Consider the following 25,929-nt stretch of genomic DNA (forward strand, 5'->3'; position numbering starts at 1 on the left):
CGAATGGATGAGATTACGTACCGTTCAGTCCGGAAAGCGTAAAACGATGTGATCGCTGTCAGGCACTGCCTGGCACGCTAAGGTCCACCCTTGCTCAAGCTCATGGGCATCGAGCACGTCATTGACCTGCAAGCTCACCGCGCCTTTTTGCACGGTACACATGCAGGTGGCGCACGCCCCCGCCCTGCACGAGTAAGGCGCCTCGATGCCTGCGCGCAACATGGCATCAAGCACGGTCTCTTGGTTGCTGCCGCGGACCTCGTGGGTCTGCCCGTCCAGCGTCACCTGTAGTACTACCTCGCGGCTCTCTGAGCTGGCCAGAATCGGCATCACTTCAGAGCCTTCCTCCGGCAAAGATACGAAGCGCTCGACGTGGATCTGTGCGGGGTGGATGTCGAGACCCTTGAGCGCCTCGACCGAGGCGTCCATGAACGGTCCTGGCCCGCAGATAAAGCAGTTGGCATGCTGCCACGGGCGCGCCAACGCCCTAAGTTGCGCTACTGACGGTATGCCCTGTACCGAGTCGAGCCAATGGATGACCTGCAGCCTAGAGGGGTGTTGCGTAGCTAGTGCCTTCAGTGCCTCGCGAAAAATGATCGAGCCTTCATCTCGGTTGGCGTAGACAAGGCACACGTTGCCAGTACCTGACGCGAGGACCGTGCGCAGGATCGACAACACCGGGGTGATACCGCTGCCACCGCCAAACAGCAGAAAATCACCATCGAGTGACTTGGGAGTGAACACACCGGCCGGTGCCATGACCTGCAGTTGGGCGCCCGCTGTAATGTTGTCGCATACCCAGTTAGAGCCTCGCCCGTCCCGCACGCGCTTTATTGTTACCTTCAGCTCGCGGTCGGCCACCGGCGAGCTGGCCAGCGAATAGCAACGTGGCAGAAAACCATCGCCGATCGGCAGGCGCAGCGTCAGAAATTGGCCAGGTTTGTAGCGAAAGGCATCCGCCAGTACCGCTGGTATGGCAAATACCAGCGACTTGGCGTCGGCTGTTTCGTCGATCACCTGTGCAACCTTCAAGGTGTGATAGATCGGCCCGCTCATGGGTTTGCTCTCCGCTCAGCCAAGGGCTACGAGAAATGCGTTATCGACACGCAACTCACTGCCATTGATGTACTGCGCCTCGTCTGAAACCAGGAACGCTGCAAGCGCTGCTACATCCTCAGGTTCGCAAAATGGCGAGCTCGGGTTGTGCTCGAAGCTGAGCGCATCCTGGCCCTTCCAGATCTTTTCGGTCATGGCCGTACGGACGCCGCCAGGGATGATGGTGTTACAGCGAATCCGGTAGCCTCTTTTCAGGCAGTGGGCCGCGACATTGCGGGTCAGGGCACAGACCGCGCCTTTGGAAGCCGAGTAGGCACACATGCCGGGATGACCGGCTACGGCCGCAGTTGAGGCAATGTTAACGATTGCACCGCCGCGCTCCTTCATGGAATTGATGGCATATTTACAGCCTAGAAAGACCCCATCAGCATTCACCGACAGGGTTTTTCGCCACGCGTGCAGGGTGGTTTGTTCAATATCCTCGACAGGGAACACCGCCGCATTGTTGATCACTGCGTCGACGGCGCCGAACTGGCGACGAGTGTGCTCCATGACCGCCTGCCAATCACCGGCATTGGCGACATCCAACGGCACGTAGAGCGCGGTCTCGCCCAATGAGTAGGCAGCCTCGCGGCCCTTGCCCTCATCAACATCGGCGATCACCACCCGGGCGCCTCGGTTGATCAGCGTGGTAGCAGTCGCCAAGCCTACGCCACCAGCGGCTCCGGTGATAATCACCACTTTTCCCTGCATAGCTGTATTCAATTGAGGGCCCTTTTATTTTGATTTCAGCACTGCAGTGATTGTCGATAGGTAGCGCCCTGATCTCATCGTCCAATAGGACTAACGGGGCACGCCGAAAAAAGGTTGAAAAAAAGCCCCAATCAAGGGGCTAAAAACGCTCGAGGGTGAGCATGGGGGAACAAAAGCATTGGCTCATTCAACCACCGCTTCCGAGAACACTGGGGGCGGGCCGAGAAACTCACGGTGCGACGGCGGCTGGACACCGCCTTCGTCCTGTATGCCGTACTCGATGGCAAGCTCGGCGGCATAGAAGACCTGGCCGGAACGGCTCATGCGCTGCTCGTCGTGGTACAGCGCAGCCACCACCTTGCCAAGAAATTGTGGCGTTTCACCCATGGCCAACCAGTCACCGTACTTCTCCGGTTCATCAGCGCACACGGCAAGGGTTCGCTCGGTCTTGACCAGCCCTGGCCACAAGGCAATCACACCGACCTGGAACGGGCGTAGATCATGCGCCATGTCGTGGGACATCTTGTCGGTAGCCGCCTTGGCGGCTCCGTAGGCGGGGCCGTGCATGTAACAGCGGCCACCTGCCGAAGAAATATTGACGATCTGTCCTTGGCATTTGAGCAGCAAGGGTGCCGCGTGGTGACACGCCACGTAGACCGAGCGCATGCCAACACCGAACAGCTCGGTCATGCTCAAAGGCTTTTCCCAGAACGGCGCGATATCGGTGAGTTCAACAGGGATGCAGATCGCGCAATTGACCAGAATATCCAAATGCCCTTGCTCGCGTTCAATCTGTTCAAACAAGGTTTTGACCTGACCATCGTCACCGTGATCGCATACCACCGCGATGCCCTGCCCGCCTGCCGCGCTTACATCCGCTGCAGTTTGATAAACGGTCCCAGGCAGCGGTGCATCACCTTCCTTCGTGCTGCGTCCGGTGACATACACAGTTGCCCCGGCGGCGCCCAGCGCTAAAGCGATGCCGCGGCCAACGCCGCGACTGGCGCCCGTAACCAGGCAAATCTTTCCTTCAAGCATGGTGCTCTCCCGCAAGGTGATTAGCGGCAATGAAGCCAAAGGTCATCGCCGGGCCCAATGTGGCGCCTGCACCGGGATAGGACGGCCCGGTAACCGAAGCGCTGGTATTACCCGTGGCGTACAGGCCGGCAATTACCTGCCCCTGGCCATCTAGCACACGAGCCTGAGCATCAGTCAGGAGGCCGCCTTTGGTGCCGATCTCGCCTGCATCCAGCTTCAGCGCATAAAAGGGTGGTTTGAGCAGCGGGCCCAGGCAGGCATTGGGCTTGACGCTGGGGTCGCCGTAGAATAAGTCGTACTGGTTCCCGCCTTTGCCGAAGTCAGCATCGGTGCCGCTGGCGGCATAGCGGTTGATGCGCTCGACACTGTCGGCCAGACCGGTGGCATCGATCCCGATGCATTGCGCAAGCGCTGTCAGGGTCGGCGCACGATGGAAGACCTTCCCCAGCCATTCGGCAGGCAGCAACCGATCAGGCATGACCGAGCCAGATACGAGCGGGCCGGCGTTGTACTTGTGGCGGAAGGTCGCGTCGAAAATCATCCAAGCCGGCAGATTTGCCTGGGTGCTGGCATGGTCTTCATACATGGCGAGCACAAAGTCGAGATAGTCCTGCGCCTCGTTGGCGAAGCGTCGCCCCAGGCGGTTGACCACGATGCATCCAGGCAGCGCGCGCTCGGAAAAAATCCCACGCTGCTTTTCTTCCCCAGGTACATGCACTGTCGGCGTCCACCACGCGTGCTGCATAAGATCTACTGCCGCCCCCAGTTGCTGGCCGGCGCGGATAGCATCGCCGGTATTGCACGGCGGGGCGGCGGTCCATTCACTGCGGGTTGGCTTGGGCAGGTACTGCTCACGCATCTGCTGGTTTCGCTCGAAGCCACCAGCGGCGAGGATAACTCCGCGCCGGGCGCTGATCACGCAGGGTTGTCCGTCGCGCATGACATCGATGCCGGTGACCCGACCACCCTCGTGGCGCAGCCCGGTCAGGGCGGTATCAAGCCAGGTGGCAATGTTGCGTTCACGCAGCGAGCACAGCAACGAGCCGACCAGAGCGTTGCCCATGGTCAAGCGGCGGTCGCGTTTACCGATCAGCCGACCAGGCAGGTCCAGCCAGTAGCGACAGCCCATCTTCAACGCCAGCTTCTTCCATCCAGGCATCCGCGCCAACAGCGTCATCGCCTCGAATGTGGTCATGCCCATCCGCCCCATGACCAGCATAGTCGGTGACGTCTCGCGTAACTTCTGCAGCCAGCCGCCTAGGCGGCGACCATCAAACGGCAATGGGTCAAGGGTGCGGTAACCTAATTTGGCCCCCGGCAAGCTTTGGTAGTAATCCGCATAATTGGGCACTGGCCGATACCGCACATGGGTGCGGCTTTCGGCATAACGCAGCATTTGGGGGGCCTGCTCGATATAGGCGCACACCCGCTCTTCAGAGACCTGACCTTGCGCGGCCGCTTGCAGATAAGCATATGCTTCTTCGAACGAATCCTGACCGCCGCTGGGCTTGATGTGGTCGTTGTTGGGGATCCAGATCCCGCCACCGCTGACTGCCGAGGTACCGCCAACCTGCGCGGTCTTTTCGATCACCAGAACCTTCAAGCCCAGATCGTGAGCGCGTACGGCCGCCAGCAGAGCGCCTGCCCCCGACCCGACCACGACGACATCGTAGCTATGCTGTGTGTCGCTGAGTTGTGTCTGCTCTGCGCTCATGGCATCAAACCGTCGTATCTTTGTTGTCCAACCCGCACAGCACACCTCCGAAATTGCGGCCTACCGGATCGGCATAGTTCGCCACGTGGGCACGACCTGCATGGATATCGAGGAAGAACCTCACCACCGCATGCTGGCGGTAGATCCCAGAGCCGCCACAGGCCTTGAGCAGACGGCTGACATGATGAGCACAGACCTCGGGCACCTGCGAAGACTGGAAGCGATACAGCAGGCGGTCTTCCAAAGGTGCAGGCTCACCGCGCTCTGCCGCCTGCATCATGGCCTCGAAGTTGCGGTACAAGGTGGTTTTCAGCTGGTCCAGCGCAGATGCGGCTTCGCTCGCCACCAGTTGCGCGGAGGGGTCGTTGGCCGTAGCGCCGAGGAAGTTACGGCTGACCTGCACGGCCGCACTGCTGCGAAACGCATTCAATGCGCCTTGCAGCCCACCGATGCAGGAAGAGGAAACGGCGCGGACGAATACCTGGGCAAAGGGCAGCCTGTACAATGGCGCATCGTTGATGGCCAGGCCTGGTCGGGCCGCTGGCGAGTCATCACGGGTTCTATGTGTACGGTGCTCGGCAACGAACACGTCCTCTACCACAATGTCATGGCTGCCAGTGCCACGTAAGCCGAAGGTGTCCCAGTTGCGTTCAATTCGGTAATCGCCGGCTGGCAGCATGAACGTTCTATATTCGGCTGCACCGCCGTCTTCGAGGGCCGGTACCATGCCTCCCAGGAATAGCCAGCGCACATGATCGCAACCGCTGGAAAAACTCCAGCGTCCGCTCAGACGGTAGCCACCTTCAACGCGTGTCACCTTGCCGACTGGCATGTACGTCGAACCTACCAGGGTCGAGGTGTCCTGCCCCCAGACATCCTGCTGCGCCTGCTCGTCGAACAGGGCCAATTGCCAAGGATGCACGCCGAGAACGCCGTATACCCACGCGGTGGACATGCAGCCCTCGGCCAGGGTCATCTGAATGCGGTAGAAGGTTGCCGGTGACATTTGGTAGCCGCCGAACCGCTTGGGCTGCAAAACCCGAAAGAAGCCGGCGGCCTGCATCTGGGCAATGGTCTGCTCAGGCACCTTGCCATCCTGCTCGGCCTGCGCAGCGCGCTCGAGGAGCGTCGGAACCATCTCACGTGCGCGCTGCACCAGTTCGTACTCGGTAGGCGTGCCGGCGGTGGTTGCGGTCTGGATAGACATGCTAATTCTCTCTCTAAAGATGTAACGAGCCATTACTCGCGCTGACTTGTGTAAATTCAGAGCGCCTGCCCGGCCTTGGCTGCGGGCTGCTCGATGCAACGGTCATCCTCGAACACGTGATGCAGCGCAGGCGTAGCCACCTTCTTTACGGTTTCGAACACCTTGGGCACATGTACGTCGCCAGCCACATCCGCTACATCCACGTAGAACTGCGCATACCACTTGCGCAGCTGGTAGATGGGGCCGTCGTTCTCACACAGCATCGGGTTATCGATGCGGATCTTGTTGTCCCAGATCACTTGGTCCTGGGCGAATGCGTCGAATACGGCCTGGCAATAGGCCTGAGCCAGCGCATCATTCTCAGCGTCGGACAGATCGGGTAGGCGCTTGACGATCACGCCAAAGCGTTGGTGAAAGCTGTTCAGATCGCGCGGAATGTGCGAGTTGAGCAGGATCGACTCGATGGTCTTGCCGCCCTGCTCGGCCACCATATGGGTAATGTGGTACGCCGGCCCAAAATAAGTGTTGTAGGTCCGCAAGCCGCCTTCGGTCAGGGTTGCACTGCCGCCGATAGTGATTTGGGTAGCCTTGTGGCTCTCGAAGATGTTGGCGAAGTATTCATTGGGCGCATGATGCACCGCGTCGAAGTGGCCTTCGTCGGCTAGGTTGTCGACCAGCTCGCGGCAGTTGGTGTTGAACAACCAGTACTTGACCGTCCAGTCTGTCCACTCGCCGCTGAAGCAGGCGTCAATCCGAGGAATTTCCACCTCCGCCGGTGGCGGGTTACCCTCTGGGTCGTTGTAGACGAACAACAGTTGATTCTGCTCGCAGGTCGGCCAGGTACGAGTCTTGGCCCGTGGCGGGATGCGCTTGCAGTAGGGGATGTCGGTACACTTGCCATCCGCGCTCCAGCTCCAGTGATGGAATGGACACACCACCGCGTTGCCCTTGACCTCGCCCATGCTCAGGTCGGCGCCCATGTGGATGCAATAGGCATCGAGGATATGTACGTTGCCATCCTCGCCACAAAAAGCCACCAGCTTTGTGCCGAAGACTTCCAGCTTGTGCGGTTTGCCATCTTTATAATCGTTGGCAAGGCCCAGACAGTGCCAGCCCCTGGCGTAACGTTCCGGGATCGCTTGTGCCTCGATCTTGTGTCCCAGTGCCATCTCTCTCTCCTCAGTGCTTGTCGTAGCGGTCAGTGCATAGCCCTCGATAACGTGGCTCGCCCACTTGCGCTGCTTGCAATAGCCGCCACATTAGGTGCCGCTGAGGCATCGCACATACCCCATTTGGACGAGCTCGCCGTTAGTCCGTGCAGACGATGCCGATCGCGCTTGACGGAGGTAGAACGAAACCTTGCCACAGGAGAAAAAATGCACATTGAGAATGATTCAGTCGCGGTGGTAACAGGCGCTGGCAAAGGTCTAGGCAGAAGCCTTGCGCTTGCATTGGCCAGGCGTGGCTATCGCCTGGTACTGGCCGACATCGACGCGGATACCTTACATGCCCTAGGCGGACTGCTGCAGAGCATGAATGCCTGTGTAGATCTCTTCGTCACCGACGTCTCCAGTACCGAATCCGTGCAGGCGCTGGCCAGCCGCACCTATTCACACTTCGGCCGAGTCGACTTGCTGTTCAACAATGCGGGTGTGCTGGACACCGGCGCCAGCTGGGAACATGGCAATGACGCTTGGCAGCGGGTCCTAGGTGTAAATCTGTGGGGCGTAATTCACGCAACCCAGGCATTCGTACCGCGCATGCTCGAACAACCAGGCGGCGCCCATATCATCAATATCGCTTCGCTGGCCGGGGTCACCTGCGGCCCGTGGGTTGCGCCTTATACCGTTTCCAAGCACGGCGTCGTCGCGTTGAGCGAATGCTTGCACGCCGAAATGCAGGCGTTGGGGAATCCGATCCGGGTTTCGGTTGCCTGCCCTGGCGCAATCAGCACAGACATTGCCAGCGAATTGCCCGCTCACTCAACTCACGGCAACGAGTTGAACACGCACCTGCGCACGTTGATCAGCCACGCTATGCCACCTGACGAGGCTGCCGAGCTGATTCTCGCAGGCGCCCAAGCCGGGCATTTCTGGATCTTCACCCACGCAGAAGCCCGCGCGGCTGCGCAACGACGCCTTGAGCGAATGATCGATACCCCGGGCACTTCAGCCCTCTGAAAACGAGATCAACATTATGCCTCTGGACCCAAACGCACGTGCTGCCCTGGATTTACTGGCTATGATGCCGGCAATGGACTACAGCCTCGACGGCGCTGAAGTGCGCGCCGCACTGGCGGCAGTCCCCCAAAGCAACTCCCCGTTCGCCGCTGGCGACGAAGTTGATCGATTAGTTGACATGCACATTGACGGCAATGGAGAGTCTTTGTGGTTGCGCCTGTACTACCCCAAGTCCACCGCCTCGCTACTGCCGGTAACCTTATACTTGCATGGTGGGGGTTTTGTTTTCGGTTCGCCCGCGATGCATGACAATCTGTGTCGTTGTCTGGCCAATCGCGCCGAGAGCCTGATTGTTTCGGTGGATTACCGACTTGCTCCGGAAACCAAGTTTCCCGGTGCCCTCGACGACGTAATGGCAGCCCTCGGCTGGCTTGAGCAGCACGCCGAACAGATCGGCGGTGACCCTGAACGCATAGCCATTGCTGGCGACAGTGCTGGCGGCAATCTGGCGGCAGCCGCCGCTCAGTTGATAATGGCAAGGGGCGGTATGGAGCTGTGTCACCAGTTGCTGCTCTACCCAGTGACCGATTGCCGCTTCGATACGGCCAGCTACCAGCGCTATGGTCAGGACTATTTTCTGACCCTGGAGATGATGCGTTGGTACTGGCGTCAGTACCTGCCCGACGCCACCCATGTGCATGATCCGCGCGCTTCCGTGCTGCGTGCCGATGACCTCGCCGGGCTGCCACCGGCAACCGTCATCACTGCAGAATACGACCCGCTCTGCGACGAAGGCGAAGCCTATGCCAAGCGTTTGTCCAATGCCGGCGTGCCCACCCGGTTGCACCGCTGGGGCGGCCAGATCCATGGGTTCATGAGCATGCTTGGCCTGATCCCGGCAGCAGACCAGGCGGTAACGGTCGCAGCGAAAGCGCTGCGTAAGGCGTTCAACCAGGCCTGAAAAGTGGATGCCCTGGACAGCCAGGGCATCGACTTAGGGGTTACTGCCCGTAGGAATTTCGTGAGCAGCCACAGCGCGTCGGCCAACGGCCATGACCAATACCGCCAGCATGATGAATGTGGCGCCCACCGCATAAAACGCTCCGTGAATATCGTATGAGCTGCGCAGCGGCCCCACAGCTAGGGGGTTGAGGAACTGGCCAAGGAACACCGCACTGAGCAGCAGGCCAACAGCACGTCCACGCATCGTTACAGGCGCCTTGGCCAACACCAGTGACACCGTGATTGGTTCGACCAGGCCCGCACCAATCCCAGTGATCACACAACCCAGCACTAGGCCAGCAGTGCTCTGGGCAAGGGCCATCATTATGCATCCGCCGCCCAAGGCCAGGCTGGTCAATATCAATACATAGTTTGGTGCCATGTGTCGGCGCAAACTGCCGTAGCAGCCGGCAGCTACCGCAGCCATTAAGGAATATGCCGAGAGAATCATGCCTCTTGCTGTGGCGCTGTGTACACCATCCGCTTCTAGCAGAAACGGCCCTTGAATACCGGGCATGAACAGCCCGATAGAGAACAGGATGGTCAATAGGTAAAGCGGCCACAGTGAGGATAATTGCAGCTTTTCCTGGCTGAGGGTGGAGCTGTTGCGCACTGTGGTTATACCCCAACCGAGCAACAATACCGGTATCGACAGCAGGTATAGCGTAAATGGCCCGCGCCAGCCTAGCAGGTCAACCAGATAACCCCCAGCGATCATCGCCACAATCGCCATCAGCGCCGCGCCCGCACCTGCGAATCCTAGAACGCGTTCACGGCTGTTACCCTGGAAGTCCCCGGCTAGGGCAAATGACACTGTTAGCAAACCGCCTCCAGCAACGCCCAGCAGCAGGCGTGCGGCGATGATCCAGAAAGGATCGCTGAACGATGCAGTGCAACTTCCGGAGAGGGCAAACAGCAACAGCGATACCAGCAGGGTCACCCGCCGGCCGATCCGCTCAGCCAGGTAACCCATTAGCGGGGCAGCGACGATAACGGTGATTGCCGGTACGGTCATCACCAATTGGGCCAACAGCGCGCCGTCCCCGGAGTCACTGAAGTACTGGGCCATATCAGGTAGTGCTGGGGCAGCTGCCATGGGGATCAGCGCGACCAATGCCGGCCCTGCCACCACCACGGCAGCCTTTCGAAGCGAGTTGTGCGCAGCGTCGGCCACGTGGACGTTGTCGCTCATGCCATCTTCCTCTTGATTGTTGTTGTGGAAGCGCGGGCGACGCACACGTTCGACCGCTTGTCGCAGTGCCATTCAATGCCAGTAAAAATTCAAGCTACCGTGAGCATGGCGGGTTGCATCGCATGTCATGCTCACCTCTACGTGCACGCAACCAGGTGGCCCGCGATGCACCTCGGTCACACTGCCGGCAATTCGCAGCGTCTGCCCGGCATAGCATGGCCCCCCCAAGCGAATGTCCATATGACCAATGCCTCCAGTGGGGCCTGACCAGCTCCTCACCCAGCGCTCGATATAGGCATTGCTGCTGAAGATGTTTAGAAACAATCCGGCATGCCCTTCGCACCTGACCCGGTCCAGATCGTGATGAATTGGATGAAAGTCACGGGTAGCGATAGCACCGGCGACGATGCTGCCAGTGCTGACCGCGACTTCCAGCGTTGGCAGCTGCTGGCCAGGTCGCAGGTCCTCAAAGTGTACTGCAGTCGTGTCGCTCATCCCTGTACCTTTGGCCTGTAGCACAGCTGGCGGAAACTAACCTGCGCAACCAGTTCCTGCGCGCAGTAGACATCCTGGCGCACGGTAAAAAAATAACCCACGCCAAGCCCGGTTGTCTTCAACTCACTCAAATAGGTAAGTGTGCTAATCGAGTACAACTGCTCGCCCTCAATCAGGGGCCGATGGAAGGTTTGTTCCACGCCAACTCCGACCAGCCCGGTAAAGCCAGCCTTGGCGAACCATTCAATTACTTCGCAGGCGTCAGTGGAGGCCGAGCCTTCGGGCCGCCAGCCGCTTGGCCCAGGCTGCAGCCAGACCTGCAACATGCTCGCCGGCGCCCGCAATCGCCCGTCCTGCGCCAAATCCCCGGCCCAGTAGCGCGGATCGGTAATTCCATGGGCTTCGCACCAGTGGCGGATCATCGTGGCGTTAACCGGGTCGCAGGCCAGCACCAGGGCATAGGGTACATCCAGCCGCTCGCGGATGCGTGCCAGCCAGGTTTCCGCGTTAGCTAGCTCGCTCATAACACTTCGAACAAGCCTGCGGCGCCCATACCGCCACCAATGCACATCGCCACAACGACGTATTTGACACCACGACGGCGGCCCTCGATCAACGCATGGGCAACCATGCGCGTACCACTCATGCCAAACGGATGGCCGATGGCGATGGCACCGCCATTGACATTGAGACGATCAGCAGGGATTGCCAACTGATCGGCGCAATGAATGACTTGGCAGGCAAACGCTTCGTTGATTTCCCACAGCCCAATGTCTTTGATATCCAGCGCGTGCCTGCGCAGCAGTTTGGGGATCGCATAAACAGGCCCGATACCCATCTCCTCGGGACTGCAGCCAGCTACAGCAGAGCCGACGAATGCACCGAGCGGCCGCAGACCACGGCGCTTGGCTTCGGTCTCGCTCATCATCAAGCACGCCGCTGCACCGTCGGAAAGCTGCGAGGCATTACCCGCGGTGATGTGTTCACCTGGGCCAGCCCACTCCCCGCCCTTCCATACCGGTTTCAACTTGGACAGGCTTTCCAGTGAGGTATCCGGACGGTTGCACTCGTCCTGCTGAAGGGTGACTTGCTCATGTCCAATCGGAGTGCCTTCTTTGTCAAAGAGCTGTTTGGAGGTCTGGACAAAGACCATCTCATCATCGAACAGGCCATCACGCTGTGCGGCAGCGGTTTTCTGCTGGCTTTGCCAGGAGAACTCGTCTTGTCGAGCGCGACTGATGTCGTACTTACGCGCGACGACTTCGGCAGTTTCAATCATCTGGATATAGGCAGCTGGCGCTGCCTCCAGCACCGCCTTCGATTGCGCTCGGTAACTGTTCTTGTGTTTGTTCTGCGTCAATGAAATAGACTCGACGCCACCCGCAATCGCGATGCCTAACTCACTATTAGCGATGCTGTTGCCAACTGCAGCGATACTCATCAGCCCAGACGCACACATACGGTCCAGGGCCATGCCCGCTACCGAATTCGGCAAGCCACCTGTGTAAGTACACAGACGCCCTAAGTTATAGCCCTGAGTACCCTGCTGAGCCGCAGCGCCCATGACCACGTCTTCGACGTCGGCTGGGTCAACCTGCCCGCGCTCTACCACCGCCTTGACCACCACGCCACCCAGCAGCGGCGCCTCGGTGTCGTTAAATGCCCCTCGGAAGGCCTTCCCGATGGGGGTACGGGCAACGGATACAATGACAGGTCTGGACATGTTGAATTCCTACACAATGGTTGCGCTTGATGCTCGGCCGTCGAGTGATAGAACTCATCGTCCATCAGGACTATGCAAAACCGGCAGAGGCAACCGGGGACTTATTTGTTGGTAGAGGCTGCGTTAAGAAAGGCCGGGGATTCCCCCCCACCATGCACTAGCAGGTCTACCCCACTGACGTATCCGGCCCGCCCTGAAGCCATGAATAGGCAGGCGTCTCCGATGTCCTGAGGTGTGGCCATCCTGGCCAATGGAACGGTGGCGCTGACCGCTGCAATTCCGTCTTCATCGCCATAGTGCAGATGTGACTGCTCGGTCTTCACCAACCCTGGGCTGACGCTTACCACACGGACCTTGGGTGCCCATTCAACTGCCAGAGACTTGGTCAGGCTGAGAACCCCGGCCTTGGCCGCCGCATAAGTGGCGCTACCCGGCCGTGCCGAGTAGGCGCCTACACTGCCGATGAAGAGAATGACGCCACCCTCGGGCTGCTCCTGCATAAGCGCATTGGCATGAATAGCCATGATCAGAGGGGCCGTCAGGTTGAGGTCAATCAGCGATGCATGGTAGCGAGCCGAGCCATTGGCCGCCAGCGAGAACGGAGTTCCCCCGGCGTTGTTGATAAGTACGTCCAGTTTTCCATAGCGGTCCCGGACATACCCGAACAGCTTTTCAATATCGGAGGCCTCGCGGATGTCGGCCGGCACGAAGTCCGCAACATTATCGCCCGCGCTTGGCAGCAGCTGCGTAGACTGTCGACCACAGACGATGACCTTTGCGCCCGTCTCTAGAAATGTCTCAGCAATACCAAATCCTATGCCTTTGGTCCCGCCAGTGATCAAGATAATACGGTCCGCATCTCGCTTTACCATTTCCCTGTGCTCCTAGAAGGTATGCGCCGATGCTATCGGTCTCGGTCTGTCATGTCGTAGTCCGAAAGGACCAGATCGATACGAGCGAGAGTTCAGATCAGGGCGAACTGTTTCAGGCTTGCTCTGAGCTTCCGGGCAGTATGTCGTATAAACCACAGGTTATCCGAGCCTGTTATCGAACTAAAGAGCGTAATTGACGCGACAAGCTTTCTGTAGTCTCTCAGTGATCTCTCGAAATTCCTTACCCTCCGGTAGCTTTAATACCCTTATTACAGACCTTATTAATGCATTTTTTCAGGCGTCGAAACCTGTCGCGTTTACAGCCACGGTGCTGAACATATCCAATGGTTGCTGGTCATCTCCAAAGGATACTAATAACGATCCATTTAAATCAGGCTCGCTCGGCAGGGGCCAGATCACAGCCCACGCCAGCGCTTCCAGGATGAACGCAGCAGGAGGCTGTGTGCCATGATCTCAATAAGAAGCTCCTACCACCCCATCGACGCCGCGATTCTGTGGTGTGACCTCTCCGACCACAAGGACGAGATTCTCCAAGTAGACCTCTCCCAGCCGGGGAGCTTGCGAAGGCATTTCCCGCAATGGCCAAGCTTGCACGACCACGTCGAGTGTCTCTACGACGCCATACTCAGCGGCGAATTGCCAGCGACCTACCTCGGCCAGCCGATCACTGCGGAGAGTCACGTTCACCGAGGTTATTATTCCATTCTGCGCGTCGACCTCCTGCTCTGGTTTATGCGGAGCTTTCCCGATCAAAAGCCCGCCTTTTTGTTTTCCCAGAATGCTGATCACTCTGGATGCGTCAGCCTGAATGCGCATCTAGCCAAGCAAGCCGAGCTCGACTATGCCCTGAGTACGCTTGAGCAGTTGCAGAAAAGCTATGCTGTCACTGCCGGTGAAATGGCCTCCCTTTCTACGCTCAACGACAAGCTGAAAACGCGACTCGAGTCGCTTGGCATTCCTTCCGAGACATCTGAAGCCGTGCACAGCACATTGATCGGCGCCATGCTCGAGACCACGCTCGGAAAAAACCAAAACGGCAAGCAACAGTCGATCTATTCCAGCCAGGCAGCGTTGGTCCACGCTATTCTGCTGCGCTTTCCCGGTGTGGAGGGTCTGAGTAAAAGTACCATTGATCGGCGATTTGCCGAGGCGCGCCGAGTTATAGCCCAGGCGAAACGGGGCTAACGCCGCATTGTCAGGCAATACCCGGCATTGCCTGACAATGTTTTTCACCCTCTTTCGATCTTCACTGACTGTCACTTCCCACCACGCGCCACCCGGCGCTAAGGAGTGACATCATGCAACCGACCAGCCCTGCCCCTCTGCCAGCCGACCGCCACATCATGCGCCGCGACGAAGTGGAGCAGAAAACCGGCTTCAAACGCTCGCACATCTACAACCTGATGAAGGCCGGTCAGTTTCCGCAATGTCGGCGTATCGGCACCCGTGCCGTCGGATGGGATTCACTGGAGATCGAACAGTGGGTCCAGGACCGACTGTCCTTGGGGGGCTAACTCATGGAAGTCCTCTCGCTGATCTCGACCAAGGGCGGCGCGGGCAAGACTACCGTCGCCGCCAACCTCGGCGGCGTGCTCGCCGATGCCGGCATTCGCGTTCTGCTACTGGACCTGGACAGCCAACCGACGCTGTCCAGCTACTACACCATGAGCGAGGCACGTGAGGCCGGTACCTACGAACTTATCGCGCAGCGGCTCACGGCGCCTGATCAGATGATCTCTGCCACTGTTATTCAGCACCTGGATTTGATCGTCTCCAACGACCGCGCCGGGTACATCAGCACCCTGCTGCTGCACGCGGCCGATGGCCGTCTGCGCCTGCGCAACCTGCTACCCGCCTTCGAGGAGCATTACGATGTGCTGATCATCGACACCCAAGGCGCACGCAGTGTGGTCGTCGAGATGGTCATCCTCGCCTCCTCTTGCGCGCTGTGCCCGGTCCCGCCGGAAATGCTCGCCGCACGAGAGCTGCGAAGGGGTACGCTGGGTCTGTTCGAAGAGCTGGAACCCTACCGCTACCTCGGCGTGGACTTGCCATCGGTAAAGTTGCTGCTCAACCAGGTCAATGCCAACCGCCGCGATACGCGCTTGATCATGCGGAGCCTACAGGCCTCTTTTCAGGCCGATCCGCATGTCAGCGTCTGCAGCACGGTGATCCCCGACCGAGTGGCCTATCCCAATGCCGCCTCGCTCGGCCTCCCCGTGCACCGAGTGGAAATGACTCCACCGTCCGGGAGCCGCAGTCCTTGCGCCGCAGAGGTCATGCGCGGCCTGGCCATCGAGCTATTCCCGCAATGGGCCCAGCAGATCGATGCTCTCGCCGCGCGTGCGCCCGGCATTATGACTGACGCTGGGCAACAACTGCTCCGTCGCGTCTGATTGGAGTATGAGTGATGAAGCCACCAACCTCCGAAGACATCACGCGTCAGTTGCAACAGGCGCACTTTCCGCAGAAAAACGACCGCGCCCCCGCCATGGCTACCGTTGGCGATACACCGATGGTGGTCACTCTCGAGCAACTCCGGCCCTACGAGCTCAACCCGCGTGTGGTGCGCAACCCGCTGTATGACGACATCAAAGCCTCAATCCGCGAGCGTGGCCTGGATCAGCCACCTGCGATCACCCGGCGTCCCGATGAGCCGCACTTCATCATCCGCAACGGCGGAAACACCCGTCTGAGCATCCTCGGTGAGCTGTGGCAGGAAACGCGCGAAGAGCGCTTCTTCCGGATCCATTGCCTGTTCAGACCTTGGCAGTCAGAGTCACATGTCTTGCTCGGGCACCTGGCCGAAAGTGACTTGCATGGCCAGTTGACGTTTATCGAGCGGGCTCTGGCCGTGGCGAAGCTCCAGGACATGTTCCAGTACTCGGACACCTACCTCACCCAACGCGAGCTCGCGACGCGCTTGAGTGCGGGTGGCTATCCCATCTCGCAATCACACATCAGCCGCATGTTCGACGCGCTCGAGCACCTGCTCCCTGCCATCCCGCAGATGCTGTACGCGGGCCTGGGCAAATCCGCCATTGCGCGCCTCATCAGTTTGCGACGGCGAGCGGAGTCGATTTGGAATCGGTATTTCGGTGCTTCCGAGCAGTTCCCGCTGTTGTGGTTCGAAGTTCTGTCAGCGTTCGACGGTGAAAAGCCGGAACTGGATTCGAGTGAGCTACAGGATGAACTCATTGCCAGGATGTCCGTGTCCTTGGAGCAGACACCTCGTCTGTTGGCTCTGGAGCTGCACCAGGAACAACGCCCTTCGCTGCCCCTAGCCAACAGCACTCATACCCCTCCGGCCCCTTCAGCGGGTGAGCTTGCAAAGCCCTCGCCTTCATCTGTGCATCCGCCCGAAGCGCCGACTGCGGTACCCAATCCCGAGCCGACAAAAGCTGATGCAGGCCTCTCGGCGCAGCAAGCACCATGCCTGCCCGATATTCGCCAAGCGATGGGGGACGAGCCATTACCGGAGAAGCTTTTGGCAGAGGTCGAGGAAGTTCCGACGTCGATCGTGACGGAGCCATCAGGCGCAGCATCACTGGAAAAGATCAGCGCCTTGCGCGCAAGCTGCGCGTCTTTGGCCGCCGAGCTTGCCGTTTATGCAGACGATGGCGACATGGTCAATGCGCTCGCAGATGACCTCGGCTTCACGCTTTCACTGGGGCATGGCGAGCGACTTAGCTCACGGCACACCGGTATCCAACTGCTGCTTTCTGCCCTGCTGCGCCTGCAGGACGACGTGACCTGGAAAGAACGTCAGCAGTTGCCGGCAGCCCTGTTTGGTCAGCTGCTGATCGGCGTCTACGACCTGCCCTTCACCGACCGACCAGCCCTGACGGTGGGCCTGGAACGACTTCCTGATGCCCAGCTGGAGCAATTGTTCTCGCTGATCCGCCATGCCCGGCAGTTGATCGAACTGACGCTGTCGTCCACTCGATAACGTGAGGAGCCACCTCATGAGCACGACTTTCAATCTGTTGAACCATGCCATGTTGAACCAGGTGCTGCATGAGCTGCGCCATGGCCGTCTGCAGCGCTGCAAGGCCCTGGGCCTGGCCGACGAGGACATCGAGGTGCTGCAGTCGCTGCCGCCGACTACCTTGTCTCACCTGGCGCATTCGTCGATTGCCTGGGTAGAAGTGAAGGTCGATATCACCGTGTTGCGCCGTCTGATCGTCCAGGCCGAGCGCGACGAACAGAACGAGCGGTTGATCAACCGGGCGCTCAAATTAGGCGCGAGCTCCAACATCATGTACCGCTGCTTCGGCCTGGACCACTCTGAAACCGCGCTGCGCCGCCGTGTGCTGAAGATCGAGACGCACCGCGGTCGGCCGGTCCAGCTGAGTGAAGCGCAGGAGCATGCCGTGTGGAATCGCTGGAGCCAGTTGCGCACGGAGGATCCGGACAACGATCCGTTGGACACGATGATGATGCTGGCCGAGGAACAACAGATCAGCCTGACCCTTGTCTGGCAACAGGTCGAACTGTACGGAGGCACTCCATGCTGAGCTTTTACGAGGTCGACTGGCAGGACGTGGTGCGCCAGTGCTACGACGCGCTTCGGCGGCGAAATGAGTGGTACGCAGCGCAAGGCAAACTCGCTGTCTCCACCGAGGAGCCCGCGGTACGAACGATCTACTACGGCGACAACAACCCGCTGCCGCAGACCTTGCTGCTGGATCGCCGCCTGACGCCACTGGAACGTAACACCTGGCAGGTGCTGCGCTGGCTGATCACCGAACGTAAGGTCAAGACGCCACGCTACCAGGACCTGCAGCCCTACCTGGCCACCAGTCCCTGCGGCGCTCAGGCTTCGCGCGAAACCATCGCCCGCGCACTCAACGTCTTGCGCACCACTCGCTGGCTCAGTCTGGTGGAGCGCTCACGCGATACCAACGGCTGCGTGCGTGGTTGCGTTTATGTGCTGCACGGCGATCCGTTGACCGCGGCCGAGCAGTTGGAACTGGACAGCGGCTACGCGGCGCTGCTGCAGCAGAACCTCTCCCATGCCACCAAAGGCGTCCGGGACGTGGCGCAGCATGTGATCGCCGAGATCCAGGCCGACCCCCAGGTGTCCCAGCTCGACAAGGACAGGCTCGACTCGCTGCCGCCGGTCCACCAGCAAACGCTGCCGCTGATGAGCGATGAAGCAGATACAGAGAATTCCGAACCTGGCGCACACAACCTCGTTCGGAATTCTCCGGCTGGCGCAACAGATCCCAAACCCTGCGGCAATGCAGCGGATTTGGCTGTAGTTCGGAATGCCGACGCTGGCCGTACTGTACAGAAAGACCAAAGCAAAAAAAGTACGGTACTGGGGCAGGTGGAGTTTGGTCGAGCGCGATGGCCCGAGGATTTACCGCTGAACCCGAACGAGCGGCGCATGGCCTCCCAGGCGATGCGTCAGCTCGAGCCGGAACAGCAACAAGCGGTGATCAATGAAGCAGCGGTGCGTTGCGCCCGCGGTGAGATTCGAAAACCCGTCGCCTATCTGATGGGCTTGATCAAGCGTGCCTGCCAGGGCGAATTCACCCTGTGGGCCGCGCGTACCGAGCAAGAAAAATCCTCAACCCCTGCTTCACGCCCAGCCAAGCCAGCGTCAGAGGAACCGCCCCGCGAACGACCGAAGCGCGGAGGTCAACGCACCGCGTCGCCACTTGCCCTCTCCTGTCTGGAGCAACTGAAACAACGTTGCCGCGGGATCACTGCGGCTACATAGGGCTGGAACTCGGTGGACATAATGCCGATGCCATTGATTCCAGCAACGTCCACCGTTCCGGAAATGTGACCGCACCACCTTCGCGATGATTCGCGTCGCCGGCCAAGGATCGGCCCATCGTCGGCGTCATTCCGACGGCGAGGTACTGGCGATGGTCGATCACTACCAACTCAACCTGGGCTCCCTGCGCAGCAGCATCACCCTCACCCTGCACACTCACCATGCGGCACGGCTGTGGCAAGGGCGCAGCGGCCGCGACGGCGTGCACCCGATCCTGGGTATGCCCGGTTACATCAGCGTCACCAACCTGCTCAAGCACGCCAGCAGCCAAGGCGATCCATACGCAGACTGGTTCATGCTGCAGCTGGAGGAAAAGCTGCTACAGGCCAGGCTCGACATGGCCACGCTGACGCAGCAAATGAGTCGAGTTGAACGGGCACTGCCCACGCAAGTCGATGTCGGCGACAACCTCAACATCCACCCCGTGACCCTGCCGCTGTTCATCGGCAGCCAGTTGGGCTTTCTCGCAATCTACCTGCTCACCGACTACGACACCCTGGTCCGGCGGGTGCTGCTCGCCCACCACACGGCGCTGATCGGCCGGGGCGACATGGAATCCTGGATCGATGGCGGCGCTCATCTACTGCGCAGTCTGTTCGGCCTGGCGCAGCGCTACCGCCTGGCCGGGGTGAGTCGGGACGACATGGCCGCCAACAATGCCCGTGCACGCGAAGCCATCGACAAGTTCGGCATCCTGCCGCAGGACATTCTCGAAGGCACACGCCGCTCCCAGTTCGCTCCTCCGATCAGCCGCAGCAACGCGCCCTCCGAGATCGAAGGCCCGAATCCGCCGGGAACCGAGGAGCATCCTGCGGACACTCCGAACGACGGAGGTGAGCCATGACCCTGGCCGAGGCCATTGCGCGGCGTTTGTCAGCCGATGCCTATCGCGACTTCGCACAGGGTGCCTCCCTAAAAGGCCTTTTAAAGCCTTTTAAGGGTAAGGGGGAGCTGCAGCAGTTCGCCGAGACGATCCTGCGCCTGCGCACCCAGGTCGCCGAGTTGATGGCGGTGATGCTGGCGATAATGGCCCAGCCACCCTTCTCGTCGCTGGACCTGCGCCTGGTCGTCCAGCACAGCGCGACGGGCACCGATTTCCTACGCTGGCGCAGCCCGGATTTTCTGTGCATGGGCGTGCAGGTGTGGCAGGAGACGGTGGTTCAGCCGCGGCTGCACCCTGAGCTGCGGCAGGCGTTGTATCAGCTGGAGACCAACCGTGTGGTGCTGAACCTGCAGATGAGCAGCCTGCAGTCGCTGTATCGCCAAGCCATCACCGGTGCCAGCAAGCTCGAGACCGCCGAGCTTGCCCTAACCCGTTCCCCCACCGAGGAGTAACCCACATGAGTACTTTGTTTGTTGGTGAAGGCAACATCGGCAGCGTCCCGGAATATCAGGAATTCAACACCAATCCGGATGAACCGCGGCGCCTGCTGCGGCTCAACGTCTACTTCGACAACCCGATACCGCGCGAGAGCGGCTACGAGGACCGCGGGGGGTATTGGGCGCCCGTCGAACTCTGGCATCGCGACGCCGAACACTGGAGCACGCTGTTCCAGAAAGGCATGCGCGTCTTGGTCGAGGGCCGCACGGTCAAGGAGGAATGGGAGGACAGCGATGACAACGCGCGGGTGACCTTCAAGGTCGAAGCGCGGCGCATTGGTATCCTGCCGCACCGCCTGGCCTCCGTGACCATGCGTGAGAAAGCCCAGGAAAAACCCAACGCCAATAGTAAAGGCGGCGGTAAGAAAGCCCCGCGCAAGGCCGGCTGACCCCTGGAATTCAGCGGAACAACCGGTCTCTGCGCGATTTCGCAGGGGCTGCGCAGCTCACCCGGCGGGCAGCACTGAGCCTTGCAGCACGTTCAACTTCGCCGGGCCTTCCCACGCTGCTCACTCTCCAGCAACTGCTTCACCTCCGCCAGGCACTGGTCCAGGGCAAGGAATGCCCGCCAGTGCGCCGGACTCTCCTGCACCCAGGCGATCAACTCGGCTCGCACTTGTGGATTGTCGGGTTCCAGATGGGTGGCCATGAACAACTCGTAGGCCTTGATCGCTAACTTGTCTGCCTCACTCTGGTGTGATCCGTGCAAGTTGATGCCTCCGTGTGGACGGGTCGGTCATACACTTATTTTTGGTGATACGCCTCATAGGGTTGCTAGTCAACTCTTTGAGGCGCTCATATCCGTGGGTGGGTAGACAACCATATGGGTCGAATTGGAGAGCGCCCCGTTGCCCGTCAAAGAGCCTAGCCCACATCACATTGGCCGCCAGTTGCAGAAGTACCGTCGCGACCATGGTCTGACCCAGGAACAGGTCGGCGAGCACCTGGGCATTACCGGCGAGGCCGTGTCTCGCCTCGAGCGTGGCCTGGTTGAGCTCTCCGTGACGAAGCTGCTGCAGTTGGCCGACTTGTACGGCTGCCCGGCCGATGAATTGCTTTTGGCCATCAGCCCTCGCCCTCAGGACCAGGGTCAGCAGATCACCTCGATCATCCAGGCGCTGGGTGACGCGGATAAGCAGTTCGCCTTGGAGTTTCTGCAGACCCTGGCAAGCCATCTCGCGCAACGCAAGTAACGCTTGGCCCAGCCACTGAGCTGGCGAACCGATCTGGCCAATTTCGACTTTACCCTGGCCTTACCCTCCTATCCCTCCACCCTGTCGGTAGCTACCGAGAGGGTCCGCGTATGCGCCTGTTCATTTGCGAGAAACCATCCCAAGCACGCGACATCGCCCGGGTGCTGCAGGCCAACCGGCGGGGTGATGGCTGCCTGCAGGGCCAGCATGTCACCGTCACCTGGTGTGTTGGCCATCTGCTGGAAACCGCCCCACCTGAAACCTATGGCGATTACAAGCGTTGGTCGCTGGATGATCTGCCGATCATTCCCACCCGCTGGGAGCTGGTGGCCAAGCCAAAGGTCGCCAGCCAATTGAAGGTGATCAGCCAGCTACTGCGTACCTGCACTGAGGTGGTCATCGCCACCGATGCGGATCGCGAGGGTGAAATGATCGCCCGGGAGATTCTCGAGCGCTGTCAGTACCAGGGGCCGATCCTGCGCCTGTGGCTGTCCGCCTTGGATGAAGCTTCGATTCGCCGAGCGCTGGCCAGCTTGCGTCCGGGTGAACAGACCTTGCCGCTGTATCACTGTGCGCTGGCCCGCTCCCGCGCCGACTGGTTGGTGGGCATCAACCTGAGCCGACTGTTCACCCTGCTCGGCCGCCGCGCCGGCTTTGATGGGTTACTGCCGGTGGGCCGCGTACAGACCCCCACCTTGCGCCTGGTGGTCGAGCGCGACCGGGCAATCGCCAGCTTTGTGCCGCAGCCCTTCTGGAGAGTTGACGCCCTGTTGGAAGCTGACGGCGTCACTTTCAAAGCTTGCTGGCAACCGCCGGCGACGGTCTGCGATGACGCTGGCCGCTGCCTCGATGAAGCGGCCGCGAAGCAAACCGCACTGCGCCTGTGCCAACAACGGACGGCCCGTGTTCAGAGTATCGAGGTCGAACAGGTCCGTGAGGGCCCGCCGCTGCCGTTCGACCTAGGCACGCTACAGGAGGTTTGCTCGGCCAAACTCGGGCTTGGTGCCCAGGAAACGCTGGGGGTCGCCCAGGCCCTGTACGAAACCCACAAAGCCACGACCTACCCGCGTACCGATTGCGGCTATCTCCCCGAGACCATGCTCGATGACGTGCCGCGCATCCTCCATGCCCTGGTCGCCGCCAGCCCTTCACTGGGGCAGGCGATTAAGGAGATCGACCCCTGCCGCCGCTCCCGCGCCTGGAACAGCAGCAAGATCACCGCGCACCACGGCATCATTCCTACCGCGATCACGCTCGACCTGACGCAGCTTTCCGAGTCTGAACGGTCGGTCTATGCACTGATACGCGACCGTTACCTCGCGCAGTTTCTCCCTGAGCATGAGTACCTGAAGACCCAGGTGCTGCTGCAGTGCCAAGCCGACCCACTACTCGCGCGCAGCAAGCAGATCCTGGCCCGCGGCTGGAAAGCGGTGATCAGCGAAACCCACGGCAATGAGCCCGGCGAACAGACTCAACGCCTGCCCACACTCCGCGAGTCCGCTTCGGTGGCGCTGACCGACGCTGCTGCCATTGCCCAGCGCACGCAGCCGCCGAAAGCCTATACCGAAGGCACGCTGGTCAAGGCGATGAAGACAATCGCCAACCAGGTGAGCGACCCGCGGCTCAAACAGAAGCTCAAGGACAGCTGCGGCCTCGGCACCGAAGCCACCCGCGCGGCGATCATCCAGGGTCTTATCGACCATGGTTACTTGACTAAAAAGAAACGCACCCTCGCCGCCTCGGCCGCGGCTCATACGCTGATCGAAGCGGTGCCGCCGGAAGTGGCCGACCCGGTGATGACGGCGCTGTGGGAACAGGCTCTGGACCGCATCGAATCCGGCCAGTTGAGCATCGAGAGCTTTCTCGCCAAGCAGGCGGAGTGGCTCACCCGATTGGTGCGCAGTAACGCCTCGCTCACGCTGCGCACACCACCCAGCAAGGGTCCCTTCTGTCCGGTATGCCGCAGCGCCATGCGTCAGCGCAAAGGCCGTAGCGGCAGCTTCTGGTCTTGCATCCGCTATCCGGAATGCAAGGGCACAAAGCCGGTGGCGAAACCCAAGCGGGCAAAAAAAGCATGACTTGACGGCACCCCGCAGCGCTGGTTTAGTGATCAGGCCCCTCGCCGCTTGGCGCCCCACAGACCGATTAGCTCCGGGCAGTTCGGTCAGACTCGTTGAGTTCGGAGCCACCCTCACCACCTCTTCGGAGGCCTTCTCAGCGTTCCAAGTCCTCTAGGCGGATGACCCATGCAGCTTGCACCAGGCTGAACGGGTCATCCGCTTCGGCGACGATGCTCAGCCCCGGTGCCCGCCGGCGAAATACTGGGCACCTTTTGTGCGCGGATGCGTGCCAGTTGATTCCGACCCAGGCCACGACAAGGGTCGGTTGATCCAGGTGGATCGGCAGCGGAGATTTAGCGACGAATTCCGATGCCGCATCGCCGGGTCAAAGGTGGTCCAACTCTTCTTAGCCTGATGACCGTCGGGCTATTTTTTCGCCGCTGAAAATCCACTGAAAACCACCCGTTTCCGCTCCGCCAGACCACCTACATTCCTCAGTTGACACGCCTTTGGCAGCGTTTTATAGATGAGTTGCACTCCGCTGTCGTTGACAGCACCCAGGTAGCTAGGACCTTCAAGGCTACGCCCGCTTCGGGTGGTTCTCCCCAAGTGCGACTCGCGCTCGGCAGATCGCACGGTCATCGCCCCATCGATGATGAGCGCCCTCCACACCGATCACGTTTTTGCACCTCACCCTTGCGGAACTCACCAGCCGCCAGGGCCGGTGGATGTCCGCGTTTCTGCTAAACAGGAGCTCCATCATGACTACTGCAAGCAATAACGCCCCCACCACCTACTTCAATCTGCACACCCAAGGCATCGGTTACCTGAACCGTGTTCGCGAAGTCCCGGTTCGCCGTGGGCAAGCGATCATGGCCTGTGACATCGCGGCCTTGCACGGTGCCTCGGACGACGTCGAGTACACCCGCTTCGATTGCAAAGTCGCGAGCGGCGAAGCCGACCGGCTGATCCGTGAGCACCTGGAAGACGTCCGCGCGAAACGCAAGGTTCTCATCGCGTTTCGCATCGGTGATCTTTGGGTCGATCCGTTCCTGTACGAGAAAGGCGAACGCAAGGGGCAACCCGGCGCCAGCCTCAAAGGCCGTTTGATCTTCATCGAGTGGATCAAGGTCGATGGCCAGTTCAGCTACCGTGCGCCCGCCCGCACCGACGCTGCCGCCGCTGCTGAGGGAGCTGAGCACGCGGAGACGGATGGAGATAAGGCAGACACTGACGGTGACTCCGATCAAGGTCAGCCAACCCCGACCGCCGCGCGCAAACCCACCGCTGCCCGTCAGTCTGCCTGAGGCAGTTTGACCCCTCAGCAACAGGCGCTCCCAGGAGCGCCTGTTGCATTCACGTCGGAGGTCGCCATGGAAAGCTTCTGGCTCTGTGAGGACTGCCTGCAGGCGGTTGCCTACGACGACTTCAGCGCACTGTCGCTGTACTACAGCGAGGCTGAAGTCGAGCAACGCATCTCCCATATGCGCACCGGTCTGCAGGCCTTGCTGCCCCTAAGCGCCGATTTCAATCCGCACAGCGGCGCAGGCATTCAGGCCTTTTCCACCCACCCGTGCGAAGGCTGCCACAGCCCGCTGCACGGCGCACGTCACCGTTTTACACGGCTGTAACTCACCTCTCTCTCATCTGCCTGGGGCACTCCTCCAGGGGGCGCTCCGTCTCCCACGAGGAATTGCCCATGAACACTGCTCAGAACCAAGTCGAGCGTCTCGACCCTGCATTGGCCCAGCGTGCCCGCGAGGATGCGCTGCTGAGCGAAGCGCTGGAGTTGCTGGATCAACGTTATTTCCAGCGCGGCGAGCAACTGATCTCACCATCCGATGCAGCGTCCTATCTAAAATTGCAGCTTGCACCCTATCACCATGAGGTATTTGCGCTGCTCTGCCTGGACTCGCGTCACCGCGTGCTCAGCTTCGACATCCTCTTCACTGGCAGCATCGACGGTGCCTCCGTGTACCCGCGCCAGGTCGTCGTTAAGGCGCTTGAGCACAACGCCGCAGCGGTGATTTTCAGCCACAACCACCCCTCCGGCTGCTCGGAACCGAGCGGCGCCGATCGGGTGCTCACTAATCGCCTGATCGAGGCCTTGGCCCTGGTTGAGGTACACGTGCTGGACCACATCATCGTGGGTGAAGGCACGCCGCTATCGCTGGCCGATTACGGCTGGATCTGATCATCCCCACCACTTGGAGGGTCACCGCCTGTACGGGGTGACTTTGCATTTTGGAGCGCCA

28 protein-coding genes are annotated in these 25,929 nt (G+C 60.4%); 16 read left to right on the plus strand and 12 right to left on the minus strand.

Features of this window, described 5'->3' with window-relative positions:
* Nucleotides 1-24: 24 nt before the first annotated feature.
* The 6 genes from CAG00_RS06115 to CAG00_RS06140 all read right to left on the minus strand — a co-directional run bounded on the left by CAG00_RS06115 (nucleotide 25) and on the right by CAG00_RS06140 (nucleotide 6,937).
* Nucleotides 25-1,056 carry a ferredoxin--NADP reductase gene (locus CAG00_RS06115; RefSeq protein WP_085663772.1) on the minus strand — a complete coding sequence of 344 codons (1,032 nt, stop codon included), beginning with the start codon at nucleotides 1,054-1,056 and terminating at the stop codon, nucleotides 25-27.
* 15 nt (nucleotides 1,057-1,071) lie between these two features.
* Nucleotides 1,072-1,809: an SDR family oxidoreductase gene (locus tag CAG00_RS06120; RefSeq protein WP_176240858.1), complete on the minus strand. Its 738-nt coding sequence runs from the start codon at nucleotides 1,807-1,809 to the stop codon at nucleotides 1,072-1,074.
* A gap of 183 nt (nucleotides 1,810-1,992) precedes the next feature.
* A complete protein-coding gene (locus CAG00_RS06125) occupies nucleotides 1,993-2,847 on the minus strand; it encodes an SDR family NAD(P)-dependent oxidoreductase (protein WP_085663774.1) in 855 nt (284 codons plus the stop codon).
* Nucleotides 2,840-4,561 carry an FAD-dependent oxidoreductase gene (locus tag CAG00_RS06130; RefSeq protein WP_085663775.1) on the minus strand — a complete coding sequence of 574 codons (1,722 nt, stop codon included), beginning with the start codon at nucleotides 4,559-4,561 and terminating at the stop codon, nucleotides 2,840-2,842. The genes CAG00_RS06125 and CAG00_RS06130 overlap by 8 nt, the downstream gene beginning before the upstream one ends.
* A 4-nt stretch (nucleotides 4,562-4,565) precedes the next feature.
* Nucleotides 4,566-5,768 carry an acyl-CoA dehydrogenase family protein gene (locus tag CAG00_RS06135; RefSeq protein ID WP_139832734.1) on the minus strand — a complete coding sequence of 401 codons (1,203 nt, stop codon included), beginning with the start codon at nucleotides 5,766-5,768 and terminating at the stop codon, nucleotides 4,566-4,568.
* 56 nt (nucleotides 5,769-5,824) lie between these two features.
* Nucleotides 5,825-6,937, minus strand: a complete 1,113-nt coding sequence (locus CAG00_RS06140; protein ID WP_085663777.1) for a Rieske 2Fe-2S domain-containing protein — start codon at nucleotides 6,935-6,937, stop codon at nucleotides 5,825-5,827.
* Between the two features lie 207 nt (nucleotides 6,938-7,144).
* On the opposite strand from CAG00_RS06140, the gene CAG00_RS06145 reads away from it, so the two are divergent.
* The gene (locus CAG00_RS06145) at nucleotides 7,145-7,948 is read left to right on the plus strand and encodes an SDR family oxidoreductase (RefSeq protein ID WP_085663778.1); all 804 of its coding nucleotides are present in this window, start codon (nucleotides 7,145-7,147) and stop codon (nucleotides 7,946-7,948) included.
* A gap of 73 nt (nucleotides 7,949-8,021) precedes the next feature.
* Complete coding sequence (locus tag CAG00_RS06150) at nucleotides 8,022-8,909, plus strand: alpha/beta hydrolase (protein WP_256575229.1); 888 nt, start codon at nucleotides 8,022-8,024, stop codon at nucleotides 8,907-8,909.
* Nucleotides 8,910-8,942: 33 nt separating this feature from the next.
* Here CAG00_RS06150 and CAG00_RS06155 read toward each other — a convergent pair whose 3' ends face one another.
* The 5 genes from CAG00_RS06155 to CAG00_RS06175 all read right to left on the minus strand — a co-directional run bounded on the left by CAG00_RS06155 (nucleotide 8,943) and on the right by CAG00_RS06175 (nucleotide 13,232).
* The gene (locus tag CAG00_RS06155) at nucleotides 8,943-10,142 is read right to left on the minus strand and encodes an MFS transporter (RefSeq protein ID WP_158091145.1); all 1,200 of its coding nucleotides are present in this window, start codon (nucleotides 10,140-10,142) and stop codon (nucleotides 8,943-8,945) included.
* 72 nt (nucleotides 10,143-10,214) lie between these two features.
* On the minus strand, nucleotides 10,215-10,637 hold the full coding sequence (locus CAG00_RS06160) for a hypothetical protein (protein WP_085663781.1): 423 nt from the start codon (nucleotides 10,635-10,637) through the stop codon (nucleotides 10,215-10,217).
* A complete protein-coding gene (locus tag CAG00_RS06165; protein ID WP_085663782.1) occupies nucleotides 10,634-11,161 on the minus strand; it encodes a MaoC family dehydratase N-terminal domain-containing protein in 528 nt (175 codons plus the stop codon). Before CAG00_RS06165 ends, CAG00_RS06160 begins: the two co-directional genes overlap by 4 nt.
* The gene (locus tag CAG00_RS06170) at nucleotides 11,158-12,360 is read right to left on the minus strand and encodes an acetyl-CoA C-acyltransferase (RefSeq protein ID WP_085663783.1); all 1,203 of its coding nucleotides are present in this window, start codon (nucleotides 12,358-12,360) and stop codon (nucleotides 11,158-11,160) included. The genes CAG00_RS06165 and CAG00_RS06170 overlap by 4 nt, the downstream gene beginning before the upstream one ends.
* A 101-nt stretch (nucleotides 12,361-12,461) precedes the next feature.
* Nucleotides 12,462-13,232, minus strand: a complete 771-nt coding sequence (locus tag CAG00_RS06175; RefSeq protein WP_085663784.1) for an SDR family oxidoreductase — start codon at nucleotides 13,230-13,232, stop codon at nucleotides 12,462-12,464.
* A gap of 468 nt (nucleotides 13,233-13,700) precedes the next feature.
* Here CAG00_RS06175 and CAG00_RS06180 point away from each other — a divergent pair, with 468 nt between their 5' ends.
* The 9 genes from CAG00_RS06180 (at nucleotide 13,701) to CAG00_RS06220 (ending at nucleotide 20,810) form a co-directional block, all read left to right on the plus strand.
* Nucleotides 13,701-14,438, plus strand: coding sequence for a hypothetical protein (locus CAG00_RS06180; RefSeq protein WP_085663785.1), 738 nt, complete (start codon nucleotides 13,701-13,703; stop codon nucleotides 14,436-14,438).
* Between the two features lie 113 nt (nucleotides 14,439-14,551).
* Nucleotides 14,552-14,767 (plus strand): AlpA family transcriptional regulator, encoded by a 216-nt coding sequence (locus CAG00_RS06185; RefSeq protein ID WP_085663786.1) that lies wholly within the window; start codon nucleotides 14,552-14,554, stop codon nucleotides 14,765-14,767.
* Nucleotides 14,768-14,770: 3 nt separating this feature from the next.
* Nucleotides 14,771-15,649 carry a ParA family protein gene (locus tag CAG00_RS06190; protein ID WP_085663787.1) on the plus strand — a complete coding sequence of 293 codons (879 nt, stop codon included), beginning with the start codon at nucleotides 14,771-14,773 and terminating at the stop codon, nucleotides 15,647-15,649.
* 14 nt (nucleotides 15,650-15,663) lie between these two features.
* A complete protein-coding gene (locus tag CAG00_RS06195) occupies nucleotides 15,664-17,202 on the plus strand; it encodes a ParB family protein (protein WP_085663788.1) in 1,539 nt (512 codons plus the stop codon).
* A gap of 16 nt (nucleotides 17,203-17,218) precedes the next feature.
* Nucleotides 17,219-17,770: a DUF2857 domain-containing protein gene (locus CAG00_RS06200; protein ID WP_085663789.1), complete on the plus strand. Its 552-nt coding sequence runs from the start codon at nucleotides 17,219-17,221 to the stop codon at nucleotides 17,768-17,770.
* The gene (locus CAG00_RS06205; RefSeq protein ID WP_085663790.1) at nucleotides 17,764-18,981 is read left to right on the plus strand and encodes an STY4528 family pathogenicity island replication protein; all 1,218 of its coding nucleotides are present in this window, start codon (nucleotides 17,764-17,766) and stop codon (nucleotides 18,979-18,981) included. Before CAG00_RS06200 ends, CAG00_RS06205 begins: the two co-directional genes overlap by 7 nt.
* Before the next feature lie 151 nt (nucleotides 18,982-19,132).
* Nucleotides 19,133-19,885: a PFL_4669 family integrating conjugative element protein gene (locus CAG00_RS06210; RefSeq protein WP_085663791.1), complete on the plus strand. Its 753-nt coding sequence runs from the start codon at nucleotides 19,133-19,135 to the stop codon at nucleotides 19,883-19,885.
* Complete coding sequence (locus CAG00_RS06215) at nucleotides 19,882-20,376, plus strand: DUF3158 family protein (protein ID WP_085663792.1); 495 nt, start codon at nucleotides 19,882-19,884, stop codon at nucleotides 20,374-20,376. The genes CAG00_RS06210 and CAG00_RS06215 overlap by 4 nt, the downstream gene beginning before the upstream one ends.
* Nucleotides 20,377-20,381: 5 nt before the next feature.
* Entirely contained in the window at nucleotides 20,382-20,810 is a 429-nt protein-coding gene (locus tag CAG00_RS06220; RefSeq protein WP_085663793.1) for a single-stranded DNA-binding protein, read from the plus strand.
* A 92-nt stretch (nucleotides 20,811-20,902) separates the two neighbouring features.
* Here the strand turns inward: CAG00_RS06220 and CAG00_RS06225 are convergent, their stop codons facing one another.
* A complete protein-coding gene (locus CAG00_RS06225; protein WP_085663794.1) occupies nucleotides 20,903-21,130 on the minus strand; it encodes a hypothetical protein in 228 nt (75 codons plus the stop codon).
* A 139-nt stretch (nucleotides 21,131-21,269) separates the two neighbouring features.
* On the opposite strand from CAG00_RS06225, the gene CAG00_RS06230 reads away from it, so the two are divergent.
* The 5 genes from CAG00_RS06230 (at nucleotide 21,270) to CAG00_RS06250 (ending at nucleotide 25,868) form a co-directional block, all read left to right on the plus strand.
* A complete protein-coding gene (locus CAG00_RS06230; RefSeq protein ID WP_085663795.1) occupies nucleotides 21,270-21,614 on the plus strand; it encodes a helix-turn-helix domain-containing protein in 345 nt (114 codons plus the stop codon).
* Between the two features lie 110 nt (nucleotides 21,615-21,724).
* On the plus strand, nucleotides 21,725-23,692 hold the full coding sequence (locus CAG00_RS06235) for a DNA topoisomerase III (RefSeq protein WP_085663796.1): 1,968 nt from the start codon (nucleotides 21,725-21,727) through the stop codon (nucleotides 23,690-23,692).
* A gap of 743 nt (nucleotides 23,693-24,435) precedes the next feature.
* The gene (locus CAG00_RS06240) at nucleotides 24,436-24,981 is read left to right on the plus strand and encodes an STY4534 family ICE replication protein (protein ID WP_085663797.1); all 546 of its coding nucleotides are present in this window, start codon (nucleotides 24,436-24,438) and stop codon (nucleotides 24,979-24,981) included.
* A 66-nt stretch (nucleotides 24,982-25,047) separates the two neighbouring features.
* Nucleotides 25,048-25,305, plus strand: coding sequence for a hypothetical protein (locus CAG00_RS06245; protein WP_085663798.1), 258 nt, complete (start codon nucleotides 25,048-25,050; stop codon nucleotides 25,303-25,305).
* A gap of 68 nt (nucleotides 25,306-25,373) precedes the next feature.
* Nucleotides 25,374-25,868, plus strand: a complete 495-nt coding sequence (locus tag CAG00_RS06250; RefSeq protein ID WP_085663799.1) for a JAB domain-containing protein — start codon at nucleotides 25,374-25,376, stop codon at nucleotides 25,866-25,868.
* Nucleotides 25,869-25,929 lie beyond the last annotated feature (61 nt).

It is taken from the genome of Pseudomonas sp. B5(2017), from assembly GCF_002112825.1.
In the GTDB taxonomy this organism is placed as follows: Bacteria; Pseudomonadota; Gammaproteobacteria; order Pseudomonadales; family Pseudomonadaceae; genus Aquipseudomonas; species Aquipseudomonas putida_Z.

Coding starts and splice junctions, on each gene's coding strand:
- CAG00_RS06115 (WP_085663772.1), bottom strand. CDS start 1,056: ATGAGCGGGCCGATCTATCACACCTTGAAGGTTGCACAGGTGATCGAC.
- CAG00_RS06120 (WP_176240858.1), bottom strand. CDS start 1,809: ATGCAGGGAAAAGTGGTGATTATCACCGGAGCCGCTGGTGGCGTAGGC.
- CAG00_RS06125 (WP_085663774.1), bottom strand. CDS start 2,847: ATGCTTGAAGGAAAGATTTGCCTGGTTACGGGCGCCAGTCGCGGCGTT.
- CAG00_RS06130 (WP_085663775.1), bottom strand. CDS start 4,561: ATGAGCGCAGAGCAGACACAACTCAGCGACACACAGCATAGCTACGAT.
- CAG00_RS06135 (WP_139832734.1), bottom strand. CDS start 5,768: ATGTCTATCCAGACCGCAACCACCGCCGGCACGCCTACCGAGTACGAA.
- CAG00_RS06140 (WP_085663777.1), bottom strand. CDS start 6,937: ATGGCACTGGGACACAAGATCGAGGCACAAGCGATCCCGGAACGTTAC.
- CAG00_RS06145 (WP_085663778.1), top strand. CDS start 7,145: ATGCACATTGAGAATGATTCAGTCGCGGTGGTAACAGGCGCTGGCAAA.
- CAG00_RS06150 (WP_256575229.1), top strand. CDS start 8,022: ATGGACTACAGCCTCGACGGCGCTGAAGTGCGCGCCGCACTGGCGGCA.
- CAG00_RS06155 (WP_158091145.1), bottom strand. CDS start 10,142: ATGAGCGACAACGTCCACGTGGCCGACGCTGCGCACAACTCGCTTCGA.
- CAG00_RS06160 (WP_085663781.1), bottom strand. CDS start 10,637: ATGAGCGACACGACTGCAGTACACTTTGAGGACCTGCGACCTGGCCAG.
- CAG00_RS06165 (WP_085663782.1), bottom strand. CDS start 11,161: ATGAGCGAGCTAGCTAACGCGGAAACCTGGCTGGCACGCATCCGCGAG.
- CAG00_RS06170 (WP_085663783.1), bottom strand. CDS start 12,360: ATGTCCAGACCTGTCATTGTATCCGTTGCCCGTACCCCCATCGGGAAG.
- CAG00_RS06175 (WP_085663784.1), bottom strand. CDS start 13,232: ATGGTAAAGCGAGATGCGGACCGTATTATCTTGATCACTGGCGGGACC.
- CAG00_RS06180 (WP_085663785.1), top strand. CDS start 13,701: ATGATCTCAATAAGAAGCTCCTACCACCCCATCGACGCCGCGATTCTG.
- CAG00_RS06185 (WP_085663786.1), top strand. CDS start 14,552: ATGCAACCGACCAGCCCTGCCCCTCTGCCAGCCGACCGCCACATCATG.
- CAG00_RS06190 (WP_085663787.1), top strand. CDS start 14,771: ATGGAAGTCCTCTCGCTGATCTCGACCAAGGGCGGCGCGGGCAAGACT.
- CAG00_RS06195 (WP_085663788.1), top strand. CDS start 15,664: ATGAAGCCACCAACCTCCGAAGACATCACGCGTCAGTTGCAACAGGCG.
- CAG00_RS06200 (WP_085663789.1), top strand. CDS start 17,219: ATGAGCACGACTTTCAATCTGTTGAACCATGCCATGTTGAACCAGGTG.
- CAG00_RS06205 (WP_085663790.1), top strand. CDS start 17,764: ATGCTGAGCTTTTACGAGGTCGACTGGCAGGACGTGGTGCGCCAGTGC.
- CAG00_RS06210 (WP_085663791.1), top strand. CDS start 19,133: ATGGTCGATCACTACCAACTCAACCTGGGCTCCCTGCGCAGCAGCATC.
- CAG00_RS06215 (WP_085663792.1), top strand. CDS start 19,882: ATGACCCTGGCCGAGGCCATTGCGCGGCGTTTGTCAGCCGATGCCTAT.
- CAG00_RS06220 (WP_085663793.1), top strand. CDS start 20,382: ATGAGTACTTTGTTTGTTGGTGAAGGCAACATCGGCAGCGTCCCGGAA.
- CAG00_RS06235 (WP_085663796.1), top strand. CDS start 21,725: ATGCGCCTGTTCATTTGCGAGAAACCATCCCAAGCACGCGACATCGCC.
- CAG00_RS06240 (WP_085663797.1), top strand. CDS start 24,436: ATGACTACTGCAAGCAATAACGCCCCCACCACCTACTTCAATCTGCAC.
- CAG00_RS06245 (WP_085663798.1), top strand. CDS start 25,048: ATGGAAAGCTTCTGGCTCTGTGAGGACTGCCTGCAGGCGGTTGCCTAC.
- CAG00_RS06250 (WP_085663799.1), top strand. CDS start 25,374: ATGAACACTGCTCAGAACCAAGTCGAGCGTCTCGACCCTGCATTGGCC.